Origin of the sequence: Frankia sp. AiPa1 (genome assembly GCF_023243075.1) — a bacterium.
In the GTDB taxonomy this organism is placed as follows: domain Bacteria; phylum Actinomycetota; class Actinomycetes; order Frankiales; family Frankiaceae; genus Frankia.
The window spans coordinates 1-12,933 of sequence record NZ_JALKFZ020000112.1; the positions used below are offsets into that span (position 1 = coordinate 1).

Below are 12,933 nucleotides of genomic sequence, written 5' to 3' on the forward strand. Positions count from 1 at the left end.
CGCGTTCCTCGCACGGGCGACCGGTTGTTTGCGGGACATCGTCACGCGTCACGCCGGCGAGCGGATTCTCATCCTCGCGCATGCGGAAACCGTCGAGGCGATGCACACCCTGCTGCTGGGTCTACCCGCTGGATCCTCGGCGCGGGTGGCCTTCGCTGTCGCGCATGCGTCTTTGACCCGTTGGGCGCACCGTACTTGCCGAGGCCGCGCTGCGGGCGGACCCGGCCATCGCCGCCCACCTCCCCAGCTCGCAGTAGACCTCGGGCCCGCGTCTTCGGTTCCATTTCTGCAACATCATCTGAGGTCCGGTTGTCCTGTTTCTGGCGCGTGGGAAGGACGGGGATTATCGCGCGTGACACCTTACGAAGTTCTGTCGGCGGGAGGCATGGATCGTCGAGGCCGCGCCAGATGACGTGGTCAGGCGAATGCCGCCAGACCGTGGTCCGGCGGCACCCGTCGTAAACTTTTCGGTCAGGCGGCGGTGTTGGATGCCCAGACCGCGACGTTCCCCGGCGCGTAGATTGCCAGGTTACGGTCGTCCTGCACCTTGAACACGCTGTCCGGATGGTGGTCGGTGCCGCTCGCCCAGATGGCCACGTGGCCGGGGGCGTAGACGACGAAGTTGCCGTCCGCCTGGGCCTCGAAGTCACTGCCGGGATGCCCGCCGGTGTTGCTGGCCCACACCGGCCGGCCGTTGTCGTACTCGGTCAGGTTTCCGTCGGCCTGCATGAGCAGGTAGTACTTCCCGTTCGGTGATGTCAGCCGGTCTCCGGCGGTGAGGCGCTGACCGGCTCCGAGGGCGTTACCCAGCCCGCTGGTCGTACCGGTGAACAGGAACTGATTGGGAATGTTGTTGCCGTTCCCGGTGAAGAGGAACTGGGTTGATGTTGGATAGTGGCCGTCCGGAGCGGCCTTCAACTGGATGGTGAAAAATGAGTCCTGCTTGCCGGGAGGAATCGTGATCCGCCCGTCAATTCCGTTCGCCTTGTCGGCGGTGCCGTTGTTTGTCTCCTCGAAGTAGTTGACCACGAACGGATTGGGGTTGTAGCCACCGACCGGTGGCGCGGGTGCGGAAAGGTGCAGCCGGACGCCGATCTTCCCGGCGTCCGAGTTCGGCGTCTGGGTCACCGTGAGGTTCCGCTGGAAACGGCAGAGATCGCTTTTCACGACGACAGTCAGCATGCCCGAGCTATTTTCGTTCACCCGGGTTCCGTTCACCGTGATGCTAAACGAGTGATCATACGGACTCTGGAGGCTGCCGGGTGTGGGCAGGTGAAAAGTATGCGAGGAGAGATACCGCCAGAGACGCGCTGACTGCGCGACGCCGCCGGCCGGCTTCAGAATGACGGTCTCCGGCAGGATGTTGGGATTGGTGACGACGACGGTCGCAGGGTCACCCACGGAGATTTTGACATTTCCGTCCGGGCTGCCGGAGATGCCGTCACTGGACAGTCCCAGGATGCCGCAGGCCTGTCTGGGATCGGGCGTGCTCGCAGATGCGTGGCCTCCGTCGAGTGAAATCAGTGCGCAGATCGTTGTCACGATCATGGCGATACCGGCCAGCCGTAACGGCCGCCGAGCATGACGAATTACATCTTCCATAAAATTATCCCCCGTACCTGCTCGGAATTTAGTCACCCGCGCGTCGCGATCTTATCACGATGGTCGTCGGCGACGGCGCCGAACGCCGGATCCCAGGACCCTGTCAAAATTGTCGGTTAGCAAACCAACGTTATGGCCGGCTGGTGACGACGTAGGCGGTCTCACTGGTGGTCGGGCCGCCGGTTGGGGGCCCGACGTCGGCGAGTGATCTGGACGCCTGGACAGTGTGCGGGAAAGCCAAGGCCGGCGCGGACCTCGGTGGCCTTCACCATTCGGGCCTCGGCGCGGCCGTGGCCACGGCTTTTTCGCCGTCGAGACTGGCAGAGTCACGTGTTCGACTGGCGCGTATTCGGCGTGCTCCCCCATATCTGGGTGTCACTCCGTGTGTCGGTTGGCCTGGGTGCTGGAGGTTTCCCGGCGGCTGTCGAGCGCTACGCCCGCCCCGGCCCCGACGCGGTCGCCGCCCACCCCGATAACGGCAAACGACCAAGCGCACATCGCCGTGACTCGCGCAGAAAGTTTGCCAACCCGCGCAGAAAGTTCGCCGGTCAGAAATCGCTGCAGTGCCTCTGACCTGGGAAAACACCGATTTCAGACGAGCCGGCGGGCCCGGGTGAGGCTGGCCTCGTCGAGGGTGGCGGCGTCGTCCTTGACGGTGACGAATCTCGGCGTGCGGGTGGTCTTCTCGCCGTCGACGACAGCGCGGGCGCGGTTCTCCTGCGCGGTCAGCGTCTTGTTGTCGCGGGCGGCGCGCTTGGCCGAGTAGGCCCAGACGGCTCGCCACGACCTGGGGTGCTGGTCACGGGTCCAGACAGGCTCGGTCTTCACGTCGGTGTCGTTGTCACGGTTACGCCCTGTGCGGGGCGTGACCGTGTCGATGACCTGGCCGCCGGTGAAGGCGTCGCCGTGCCAGCGGAAGTGGGAGGCCAGGTCGATCGGTGCCTTGGTGACCCGTGAGCCGACGATGAACCCGAACCCGGCCTCGTCGAGTTCACGCAGGTTGGTCGCGGACAGTATGCCGGCGTCGGCGACCACGACCAGGTTCTCCAGCCGGTGGCGGTCCTTGAACTGGCGGATGATCGGCAGGATCGTCGCGGTCTCGGCCCGGTTGCCCTCGAAACAGCCGATCTCCAGCGGGAAGCCGTACCGGTCGACAAGCAGCCCGACGACGATCTGCGGGTCGACGCGACGTTCCTGGGAGTAGCCGACCTTGCGTAGGTCGTCTTCCTTCTCGGCCTCGAAGTACAGCGTGGTCACGTCGTAGAGGCATAGGGAGACGTCGCCGTGGGCCAGGGCGTGGGCGAAGCACAGGTTGGCGACCTGGTCACGGTAGCCGCCGGAGGCGCGGCGGGTCAGGGTGCGTTTCATCGTCGCGTACGCCGCGGGCTTGCGTCCCAGGTCGGTGAGCACCCGGCCGGTGTCGAGCAGCGACGTCGGCTCCACGACCCGGGCGATCACCAGGTCCCGGAACACCGGGTCGCCCAACGCGTCGAACCCGAGATCGGTGAACACCGAGGCCAGGGCGTCGAACAGCAGCACCGACGCGGTCGCGAGCACCTTCGCGGGCCCGACCACCGCGGCAGGTCCGGCGGCGGGCTCGGGGTCGAACAGCGCCGGCTCACGCGGCGACCCGAGCAGCCTGGCCGTGCGCACGGCCGGCTCGATCCCGAGGTCGAACGCCCCCTGCTGGCTGTCGGCGAGCATCTCCTCGGCCCGCGCCAGTAGGATCCCGAGCTCCGCTTCGGTATGGGCGGACCCCACATGCGCCACGATCCGCTGACGGCGGCCACCGACGTACTCGGCGATCTGCACCGCCGTCGCACCCGAGGCCTTCCGCACCCTCCGAACGAACGCCACGACCGAAGACTAGAACACCGTCAGTGCGTGAAAACGGCCCACCAGCCGGCCATCGTCCCAGGTCAGCGCCCCCAGCCCCGAAGATCACGACACAATGAGCCAACTCAGGCCTTACCGCCTCGCGCCGCCCCCTCACGGGAGACGCTCAAGCATCGAAACTGAAGCTAACAACTCCCTGACTGACAGTGTCAGCAACACAAACCAGCAGCTCAAGTCCATGATCGCGCGGACAAGATCCAAATAACCGCCTGCTCATCACTCAGAAACTCCACCGGCACGAACGATCAACGTAGACCAGCCCAACCCGGACCCGGCCAGTGGTCACCGCTTAACGCCAATTTCCGTACCGATCCTCCTCGACCCCCGTGTAGGCATACGCTCGCGGATGCTCGATCTCCCGGCCTTCGTTGAGAGCGCACAGCAGGTCGGCCATAGCCTCCTGCGCGGCGTCCTGTGCGTCTGCTTCGCTACCGCCGATCTTTCTCAGGGAGTGCACCAACTGGGGGTACGTCTTCCGGAGGAACGGGTCGAAGCCGGCTGCGGTCAGCACTGAAGGACAGTCATTCGTCACCTCTCCCACCATGCAGGCCGGTCGGGCCGTTCCCGCCGACTCTGCGGGCCTGGCGCGACCCGGGAGCCCCCCGAAAGCACTCGCGCTCGACGCCAGACGACTCTGACTATGAGGTGTCGAACCGTCCGTCCGCGTGCAAGAGATTGCCAAGATTTTCCGCCCGGAAGCGCGATCCCCCGTCCTTGCACATTCAGCACTGGCCGCGCCCCTCACCGCCGACCCCAAAAAATGGGGCAAGGAGGCCGGCAAAGACACCGGTGGAAGGGCGGCATCCCATGAACGTCGTCAAGCTCGTGCTGGGCGTTCTGGGCGCACCCAGAACGCTCGTCGCGGGCCTCGCCGTCGTACCGGCCTGCACCAACAGCTCCCGGCCGCTCGCGGCACGCTCGCTGATGGCAGGGCGTTCCCCATCCCTGCCCGAGGATGACGGCGCCGACCAGCTCACCGCGGTTGAGGTGGAGACGCTGGCGACGGTGTTCGCGACGCCAGATGCGGCCAGCGGCCTGCTTTATCGCGCAGGCTTGCCGCTGGAGCGTTTCCCCGCGTTCGTGCCTGGTGTGCACGCGAACGGGTTCTGGGCCGCCGTCTCGCGGGATCTCGGCTACGGTCGCGCGCCGGGCGGACGTCGACGGCTTCTGGCCGTGGCGGCCGCCGAGTACCCCGGCAACCCAACGTTGCGCCGTGACTGCGCCACCACCCACGGGATGCGCCTCCACTTCGGCATGCCTCAGGACCGTCCCGCCGTAGATGCGCCATACAGATCGTTTTCCGGCGGCGCGCTTGCGCGTCGTGTGGGGCTCAGAGCAGGCCTGCGTCGTGGACGAGCAGGGCGATCTGGGTGCGGTTGGTCAGGTTCAGATGGGCCAGGATGCGGGTGATGTGCGCTTTCACCGTGGCGACCGACAGGTGCAGCCGCGCGCCGATCTCGGCGTTGGTGCGGCCCTGACCGATCCCGACGGCGACGTCGCGTTCGCGGGGGGTGAGCCCGGCGAGTGCCGCGCGGGCCCGGGTGTGGGTGCCGGCCGCGGCGGTGGTGCGTTCCAGCAGGCGGCGGGTGACCTGGGGGGCGAGGATCGGTTCGCCGGCGGCGACCCGTAGCACCGCCTCGACGATGCGGGCCGGCGGGGCGTCCTTGAGCAGGAACCCGCCGGCGCCGGCGCGCAGCGCGGCCAGCACGTTGTCATCGGTGTCGAACGTGGTCAGCACGATCACTTCCGGCGGGTGGGGCCGGGCACGCAGCCTGCGGGTGGCGCCCAGCCCGTCCAGGCGCGGCATCCGCAGATCCATGAGCACCAGGTCCGGGCCGTGGGCGTCGACCGCCACGAGCGCCTGCTCACCGTCCCCGGCCTGTCCGACCACCACGATCCGCGCCGCGGCAGGGGGGACGGCCGGGCCGGTCGTCAGGTCCGCGCGGGGCGTGTCGCGGGACACGGGCTCGGCGCCGGTCGCTCCGTGCAGCATCATCGTGAGACCCGCGCGGACCAGCGGGTCGTCGTCGACGAGCACCACCCGCACCACCGCGCCGGCAGCGCTGGCAGCACCGGCCCTGCCTGGCGCGCTGGCTCTGTCAGGCGTGCCGGGTCCGGTCGCCGGGTCCGGGCCGGTGGTGGTCACGCGCGCGGCCAGGGCAGGTCGGCGTGCAGGCGGAACTCCCCGTGCGCACTCTGGTGATCGAGCTGCCCGCCGGCCAGGCGTACCCGTTCGGTCAGCCCGACCAGCCCCATCCCACCGCCCGGGGACGCTGACAGTGGCGGCGCTGACGCCGAGGTCGACGGCGACGCCGCTGACCGGTGCGATGCGGATGACGACGATGCCGTCGTCGGCGGTGCCGTCGTTGGCGGTGCCGTGGATCGGTGTGGCGCCGTGGAGGAGGGAGGTGGTGCCGGGGCGACGGGTAGCGAGTTGACGATGTCCAGGGTCAGGCCCTGCCCGGGCGCGCCCCGCACGGTGAGATGGACGGGCTGGCCGGGGGCGTGGCGGTGGGCGTTGGTCAGCGCCTCCTGCACGACCCGGTAGGCGGCGCGTCCCACCGCCGGCGCGAGCGTGGCCAGACCATCCCGGCTCTCGGCACCGCCGCCGGGACCGACCGTGTCGCCAGGGTCGTGCGCCCCGGCGACACCGACACCGACACCGACACCGACGGCGACGGCGACGGCGACCGCAGGCATCCCGGTCACGGTGGTGCGGTAGGTGATGGGGGTGCCGGCGGCGCGGACCCGGTCGAGCAGCGCGGGGAGGTCGGCGAGGGTCGGCAGCGGCGCGGCCGGGCTCCGCCCGCCACCATGATCGTCATGATGGTCGGGGTTGTCGCGCAGGACGGCGATGACCTCGCGCAGTTCGTCGAGGGCGCCGGCGACATTGTCGCGGATGACCCCGGCGGCCTGGGCGAGTGCCTCGGGTGGGGCGTCGGGGCGGTACTGCAGCGCCCCGGCGTAGGTCGCCAGCAGCGAGAGCCGGTGGGCCAGCACGTCATGCATCTCCCGGGCGAGCCGGGTGCGTTCCCCGGCGCGGGCCTCGGCGACCCGGCGTGCCTGTTCGGCCTCGGCCCGCTCGGCCCGTTCCACCAGCGAGGCCACCAGCGCCGCCCGTGCCCGGGCCAGCGCCCCCCAGCCCACCAGCGCCGCATGCGAGACGACGATCAGCACAAGCCACCAGCGCAGCGCCATGCCCTCAGGCGGACGCAGCACGGCGCGGGCCGCGTGCGCGCCGATCCCGGCCGCGGCCACCGCCAGCGCGAGCGGCAACCGCCGACGCGCCGCGACGTGCAGTACCGCCAGCGTCGCAGGCGGTGTGGCGGCCGGGGAGAGGACCGCGAGCGCCGCCAGACCCAGCGCGGCGGGCAGCGGAGCGCGGATGAGCGGCGCCAGCAGCGCCCAGCTGACCACGGCGGCGGCGATGTCCACGGTGTTCCAGGCGCTGTGCGGATGCGCGTCCACCTGCGCCCATACGGTGGCGCCGATCAGCGGGGCGAGCCCGACCAGCGTGATGACGCTGGCCCGTGCCGTCCCCGCGGCGCGGGCGTGCGCGGTGGGTGCGGCGCCGCCGTCGCACCCGTGCGCCGCGGCGGACGCGGCGAGGGGGGCACCGCGGTCGCCGACACGACCGCGGGTGCCGGTCGCGCCGCCGCCGACAAGGGCAAGGTGTGCCGGCCGGTAGCGCAGTACGCGATGCATGGGCCGAAGGCTATGGCCCCCTGGCCGCCGCGCCCACCGACCAAAGTCGATACCGCACCACGCCGACGCGAGGCGCACCCTGGTCGTCGCAACCGGCGTACGTCAGCCGCGACCATGGTCGATCCGGCCTGGCCGAGAGGCCGATGCGCGGCGGTCCGGGCGTCCGCGACTCTCGGCGTCATGCGCGAACACCGCCTGTCCACCCCGGCCGCACCCCACTCGCCCGCCGCCGTCGCATCCTCACCTGGCGCCGTGCCTGTCGACCCGGAGCCCACCTTCACGGCAGTGCCGGCGTCAGTGCCGGCGTCGGGGTCGGGGTCGGTCGCGGGGCGCCGGGCCCGGGTGGTGCTGGTCGCGGCCGGTCTCGGTGTGGCCGGCTGGGTGTTCGCGGGCCCGGTGGCCGGGGTGTCGCTGCGGGTTCGCGCCGGCGGCCCGGGCCCGGTCGCGCCGCCCGGCGCGACCGGTGGGCATGGCGATCGGATCGCGGTGACGCACGCGGTGGGATTCAGCGAGGTCGTCGTCGCCGCGGTGCTCGCCGGGCTTGCCGCGACCGCGCTGCTGGTCGTCCTCGAACGGCGCATCCGACGGGCGCGGCGCTGGTGGGCTGGCATCGCCGGCGCCACGCTCGCCGGCTCCTTCACCGGCCCGCTTGCCGCGCACAGCGTTGCCGCCGGGGTCAGCCTCGCCGCCCTGCACCTGCTCGTCGGCGCCACCCTGCTCGTCGGACTCGCCCGAACCACCTGCCCACCTTCGTCGTGCGCGCCGATCCCGCGCGCGGCGCGCGACGCCGAGCCGGCGGCAGGGGCGACCGGCACACCGACGGCGCCTGGCCGTCCGTGACCACCACCGGCCGCTGGACGCACGGACGACCGAAGACCGTAGCCTCGGTTGCGGGGCACATACTCGATGGAGCGGCATCGGCGGGAGTTATTGAAGGGCGCTACCAGCGTCTGAGTTCCTTCCCGAACCTGGCCACGACGCGGTCGGGTTCGCGCGCGGCCAACTGGCGCTGGACGAGTCGGTGGAGAAGCTGGCAAAGGACCGCTGCGAGCACGAAAGCGCTCCGCCTCCCACTATCGCTGTCCGGGAGTGGGATGACGTCACGTGTCGGGGCAGACCCAGCGCACCATGCCGACATCTCCTCAGTGCGTGATCCAAAAGACGACGCACAGCAGGAACCAGGTGGCAGCAGCTACCACCGCAAGGCGCGCGGATGCTTCAGCCCACAGCGGCCACCAGGCCCAGCGCCGTGCGGGTTGGTAGGGATGGAAATGCGCGTCGAGGCCGCTGGAGAGGGTGGCGGTGCTCAACCCCACCGCCACCATCAGCCAGGTAGCCAAGAAACCCGCGGTGATAAGTGAGATCGGGACGACGGGTACGACCAACCAGGCCATACGGGGGCCGTCCCGGGTGGTGAGCAGGGATTGGTCGCGAATCTCGTCGGGCGCCAGTGTCAGGGGCCGTAGCCCGCGCAGGGGCGGGTATCCCAGCAGCCAGCGGCTCAGGGCGTGCCGCCCCACCACATCGATCCGGTGTGCGTCGGCGTAGTCGTGGGCGTTCGACGTCAGGCGACCCGAGGTGACGATCATGAGAGCGGCCGGGTTCGTCCGATCGCGTCGTAGGACGTGCTCATGAAGGCGTCGGACCATGCTGCGGTGCACGGTTGTCTCGCCAGTGTGGCGGAAACAACCCACCGCGATCGGCCGGCCGTTCGGGGTGGTCGCCAGCACGTCGAGGCCATGGTTCCCGTCCTTCTTGAACACGTTTACATGGGCACAGCCGTCCCGTTTGAGCATGACTGAGACGACATCGACGAAGTCGGCGGCGCTGCGCTGTTCGATCTGCCTGAGCGCGTCCTCGCCGCGCACCTCGAGGCTCAGACGGCCCTGCCGCCACCGGTATGCCGGTAGGGCCGCAGCGAACAGGAGTAACACCCACCAGCGCAGCAGGAACACGACGGCGCAGAGTGCGGTGGCAATGAAGATCGGTTGCCACATGCGCGTCCAGGGAAACGCAGCAACAATCCGATCTTTGATCGTCGATGCCCATTTGTTGTTGATCGATTGATTATCTGGCCCGCCGCGACCGCCCGAGTGGCCAATTCGGGAAGTCCTGCCACCAATTGACTACGTATTCGAACTTCTCGCAGGTCACCTGCCTCGCGGAAGCTCCATGACGTCGCACCGGACGGTGAGCATGATGATCGTCGGCGCGGCCCGGATATGGAACAGCCGAGCAAGCACTCGCCGCAGGCGAATACGCGAACATCCCTGGCTCGCCCCCATGCCGCCGGGCTGGGCGGGAAGGCGGGTGCCCACCCGGTCAGGCGCGGTCGAGGGGCGCGTGGGCGAGGGTGGCGTGGGCGAGGCGGAGCAGTTCGGCGTGGACCTCCTCGACGGTGCCGGTGGCGGCCAGCTGGTGAAACGAGCCCGCTTCGGGCAGGTCCGCGTAGGCGGCGGCGAAAGCGACGAGACGGTCGAGATCCTCATGGTCCCGACCTCGCAGCTGTACCCGCCGCTGCGCCACCTCGGCCGGCAGCGTCAGCCAGACCACCAGGTCAGGGGTGGGAAAGTGCCGGTAGAAGGCCCGAACCCACCGTTCCCCGGCCGCCATGGTCGCGCGCGCCGGCGCATTCTCGACGTCGCCCGTGCTGTGCCCGGCATCGCCCGTGCCCTTGCTCGACGCGGCGTGGACGCGCTCCCCGTCGCCATCAGGGCCGAGAGCGTTCCGGCTGGGAGTCGTCCCGCCGTCGGCGGTACCCACGGTGGACGGGCCGAGGGCTCGGCCGACTTCCGAGGCCGGGAGGGTCGCGCGCAGACGCATCGTGGCGTACTGGCAGTAGGTGTAGCGGTCCATGACGGCGATCTCGCCGCGCAGCCGGCAGACGGCGAGCGCGATGCTGATCGCCGTGGCGCGCAGCGTCGCCTCCACCGCGAGGTGCGCGCGGCGGCCGAGCAGGTCCGGGCCGTCGCGGCGCCCGAAGCGGCGGGCCAGCGGGTCAAGCAGCGGGCGACCCCCGCCGTTCTCGAAGGAGCGTGCCGGCCGTCCCGCCGCGCGCAGCGCCGCCGCGAGCGTGCGCGCCTGGCTGGACTTGCCCACCCCGTCCACGCCGACCAGCGCGATGACCGGCCCCCTGCCCCGTCCGCGCCACATCCCATGAGGCTAGGGCCTTTCCCGCGGACCGAACGCGCCCCCTCTCCCCCCACTGACCCCGCCGCCGCCCTCCTCGCCGCTGTGGGTGACGACCGATCGGCCCCCCGCAGCTCTCCATGTCGCTTCTACAGGGCCACGAAGGTACAAATTGGACGAAAATCCCGGTAGAAGCGACATCGTGCCTCATTGGCAGCGCCACCACCCCCGCACGCCATCACGGACAGTGATATTCACCGGGTGGAACCTGTCGCGAGCCGGAGAGCCACGAGAAGCGACGTCGTGGTGGGTTGCGGGTGGTGGGTCGGCTGCCGGGGCCGCCGAGGCGACGAACCCGCAGGGGCCCGGCTCGCGGGAGCACGTTCAGGTCGGCGGGGGCGGGGGCGGGGGCACGGGCTGCTCGTCGGGGAACAGGTCCCACAGGGCGGTGGTGCCGTCGGCGGACGCGGTGGCCAGCAGCCGGCTGTCGGGGGCGAAGGCGACGGCGTGCACGGCGCCGGAGTGTGCGTCCAGCCGCTGTGGCGGTCCGGGATGTTCGGGGTCGGTGACCAGCCGCACGGTGGCGACGCGGTCGGCGCCGGCGGTGGCCAGCAGGTGCCCGTCGGGGCTGAAGGTGACGGCGTGCACGGCGCGGCGATGCTCGCCGAACGCGGCGATCTGCTGGTCGCGGGTGGGGTCGGCCACCGAGTACAGGCGTACGGTGCGGTCCCGGCCGGCGGCGGCGAGCAGGTCGCCGTCGGGGCTGAACGCCAGGGTGTGCAGCGGGCCGCGGGCACCGGCGAGGGTGGCCGTGGCCCGCGGCCGGGTGGGTTCGGTGAGATCCCACAGGGTGACGGTGCGGTCGGCCGACGCGGTGGCCAGCTGGGTGCCGTCGGGGCTGAACGCGACCGCCCGCACCGCTGCGCGGTGCCCGGCGAGGATCGCCGCCCGGGTCGGCGCCCCCGGCTCGGCGAGGTCCCACAGCAGCACCACCCGGTCGTCGCCGGCGGTGGCCAGCAGCGTCCCGCCGGGGCTGAAGTCGACGTCGTGAACGTACCCACGGTGCCCGGTGAGCGCGAGCAGTGGTACCGGGCGCACCACGGCGGGCCCGGACCCCCCGATGCCGGCCGGGGGCGCCGAGGCCGCGGCGCCAAAGGGCGAGGCATCCGGGGCCAGGGCGTCGAAGAACGACCGGGAGGAGGCCGCGGGCATGGTGGTGGGGGCCGCGGTGAGCGCGGGAGTGCTGGTGGGAGGCGCGGCGCCGGTGGAGGCCGCGGGGCCGAGCGCGGGGCCGGTGACCAGCTGCCACAGCAAGGTCGTGCCGGCGTCACCGGCGGCGGCCAGCGTCCGCCCGTCAGGGCTCAAGGTGACCGCCCGGGCCCATTCCTGGTTGATCCGCCGCCCGTAGCCGATGCTCGCGGCCAGCCGCGGCGGGTCGGGGAACGGCAGCGTCCACAGATGCACCATGGTGTCCGTGCCGGCGGTGACCACCAGCGGCATGGCCGGGCTGAACGTCACTGCCAGTGGATGCCCCCGCTCCTGGGCGAGGACGGCCAGGCGCCGCGGCGTTCCCAGCCGGGCGGGCGCCGGGCGCGGCGGCGCCGGCCGCGACCGCGGGCCGGGGGCGGCGACCGCGTTCTCTCTGATGTTCTCCCCCGCGCTACCCGGGCCCAGGACCGCGACGTCCGGGGCGTCGGCGTGCGCGGTCGCCGCGGGCCGCGCGTCGGTGACGTCCCCGGCGGCGGTCCGTGACGGGAACGGCGGCGGTGCCAGGGCACCGGCGGGACGCGGGGCGACGGTGGCGATCTGGCGCAGCAGCCAGTCGCGGGCCGTGGCCGCGTCCAGGCCGAACAGGTCGAAGGCGAGCAGTCCGGCATACGGCGCGGGACGCGGGCAGTCCTCCAGACGCACCAGCATGATCGGCCGCTGCTCGGTCGTGTCGCCGCCGTCGTCGTCGCCGATGCCCCTGGCCGTGATCTGTGCCTGGTAGGCGGCCGACCACAGGACCAGCGTCTGTTCGGCGCGGGGGTCCGCCGCTTCGGGCGTCTGGGTGATCACCCGGTAGCCGGCCTCGGCGAGATGCCAGGACAGCCAGCGTGCCCAGCCCGTGTCGGCGCGCGCATGGGACAGGACGATGTCCCACTCCGGCCGTCTCACTCCCGAACCCCTCGCTCCCGAACCCCTCACGCCGAACCCCTCACGCTGGGCCCTCTCGGCCGCGCTGCCCGCGTGCCGGCGGGGTCCGGCCGAGCGGGGTCCGCGGGGCCCGGCGCCCCCGTGGGCTCCGGCCGGGGCCGAAGCGGACGGGATCCGGTCTGCTCCTGGCCGCCGTCCGCGTCGGCGCTGCCCCCGTGCACACCTGGCAGCCTGCCACGCGGCCACACGCGCGCAAAAACGACCATGGGCCGGGCGGGACCATGTCCTGGCCGGACGGCTCGGCCGGCGGGACAACCACGAAAGTGGAGGTCCGCGCCGAGCCCGGTGGCGGGCGGCGGGCGGCTGGCCGTCGAGGACCGGTGCGTGGCCGGTGCGTGGCCGGTGCGTGGCCGGTGCGTGGCCGGTGCGTGGCCGGTGCGTGGCCGGTGCGTGGCCGGTGCGTGG

The 12,933-nt window shown here is 71.4% G+C and carries 10 protein-coding genes and 1 pseudogene; 3 read left to right on the plus strand and 8 right to left on the minus strand.

Annotated elements, in window-relative coordinates; all coding sequences use genetic code 11:
• Nucleotides 1-412: histidine phosphatase family protein (locus MXD95_RS08965; protein ID WP_285223571.1), on the plus strand; the 412-nt coding region annotated here is incomplete at its 5' end.
• A gap of 59 nt (nt 413-471) precedes the next feature.
• Here MXD95_RS08965 and MXD95_RS08970 read toward each other — a convergent pair.
• The 3 genes and pseudogenes from MXD95_RS08970 to MXD95_RS08980 all read right to left on the minus strand — a co-directional run bounded on the left by MXD95_RS08970 (nt 472) and on the right by MXD95_RS08980 (nt 4,030).
• Nucleotides 472-1,548: a hypothetical protein gene (locus tag MXD95_RS08970; RefSeq protein WP_250640088.1), complete on the minus strand. Its 1,077-nt coding sequence runs from the start codon at nt 1,546-1,548 to the stop codon at nt 472-474.
• A gap of 648 nt (nt 1,549-2,196) precedes the next feature.
• A pseudogene (locus MXD95_RS08975) lies at nt 2,197-3,459 on the minus strand (IS1634 family transposase); the annotation flags it as partial.
• A 328-nt stretch (nt 3,460-3,787) separates the two neighbouring features.
• On the minus strand, nt 3,788-4,030 hold the full coding sequence (locus MXD95_RS08980) for a sigma factor (protein WP_250640090.1): 243 nt from the start codon (nt 4,028-4,030) through the stop codon (nt 3,788-3,790).
• Between the two features lie 392 nt (nt 4,031-4,422).
• On the opposite strand from MXD95_RS08980, the gene MXD95_RS29225 reads away from it, so the two are divergent.
• Nucleotides 4,423-4,908, plus strand: coding sequence for an effector-associated domain EAD1-containing protein (locus tag MXD95_RS29225; protein WP_374121993.1), 486 nt, complete (start codon nt 4,423-4,425; stop codon nt 4,906-4,908).
• Here MXD95_RS29225 and MXD95_RS08985 read toward each other — a convergent pair.
• Nucleotides 4,829-5,644 (minus strand): response regulator, encoded by an 816-nt coding sequence (locus MXD95_RS08985; protein ID WP_250640091.1) that lies wholly within the window; start codon nt 5,642-5,644, stop codon nt 4,829-4,831. The genes MXD95_RS29225 and MXD95_RS08985 overlap by 80 nt on opposite strands.
• The gene (locus MXD95_RS08990; RefSeq protein ID WP_250640092.1) at nt 5,641-7,203 is read right to left on the minus strand and encodes a sensor histidine kinase; all 1,563 of its coding nucleotides are present in this window, start codon (nt 7,201-7,203) and stop codon (nt 5,641-5,643) included. Before MXD95_RS08990 ends, MXD95_RS08985 begins: the two co-directional genes overlap by 4 nt.
• A 180-nt stretch (nt 7,204-7,383) precedes the next feature.
• On the opposite strand from MXD95_RS08990, the gene MXD95_RS08995 reads away from it, so the two are divergent.
• A complete protein-coding gene (locus MXD95_RS08995; protein WP_250640093.1) occupies nt 7,384-8,043 on the plus strand; it encodes a DUF6069 family protein in 660 nt (219 codons plus the stop codon).
• Nucleotides 8,044-8,345: 302 nt separating this feature from the next.
• Here the strand turns inward: MXD95_RS08995 and MXD95_RS09000 are convergent, their stop codons facing one another.
• The 3 genes from MXD95_RS09000 to MXD95_RS09010 all read right to left on the minus strand — a co-directional run bounded on the left by MXD95_RS09000 (nt 8,346) and on the right by MXD95_RS09010 (nt 12,489).
• Nucleotides 8,346-9,071: a restriction endonuclease gene (locus MXD95_RS09000; RefSeq protein WP_250640094.1), complete on the minus strand. Its 726-nt coding sequence runs from the start codon at nt 9,069-9,071 to the stop codon at nt 8,346-8,348.
• A 454-nt stretch (nt 9,072-9,525) separates the two neighbouring features.
• Entirely contained in the window at nt 9,526-10,356 is an 831-nt protein-coding gene (locus MXD95_RS09005; protein WP_250640095.1) for a thymidylate kinase, read from the minus strand.
• 360 nt (nt 10,357-10,716) lie between these two features.
• Complete coding sequence (locus MXD95_RS09010) at nt 10,717-12,489, minus strand: toll/interleukin-1 receptor domain-containing protein (protein ID WP_250640096.1); 1,773 nt, start codon at nt 12,487-12,489, stop codon at nt 10,717-10,719.
• Nucleotides 12,490-12,933: the final 444 nt, after the last annotated feature.

Bases quoted from the DNA above. Each gene is read 5' to 3' on its own strand.
- MXD95_RS08970 (WP_250640088.1), bottom strand. From the start codon at position 1,548: ATGATCGTGACAACGATCTGCGCACTGATTTCACTCGACGGAGGCCAC.
- MXD95_RS29225 (WP_374121993.1), top strand. From the start codon at position 4,423: ATGGCAGGGCGTTCCCCATCCCTGCCCGAGGATGACGGCGCCGACCAG.
- MXD95_RS08990 (WP_250640092.1), bottom strand. From the start codon at position 7,203: ATGCATCGCGTACTGCGCTACCGGCCGGCACACCTTGCCCTTGTCGGC.
- MXD95_RS08995 (WP_250640093.1), top strand. From the start codon at position 7,384: ATGCGCGAACACCGCCTGTCCACCCCGGCCGCACCCCACTCGCCCGCC.
- MXD95_RS09005 (WP_250640095.1), bottom strand. From the start codon at position 10,356: ATGTGGCGCGGACGGGGCAGGGGGCCGGTCATCGCGCTGGTCGGCGTG.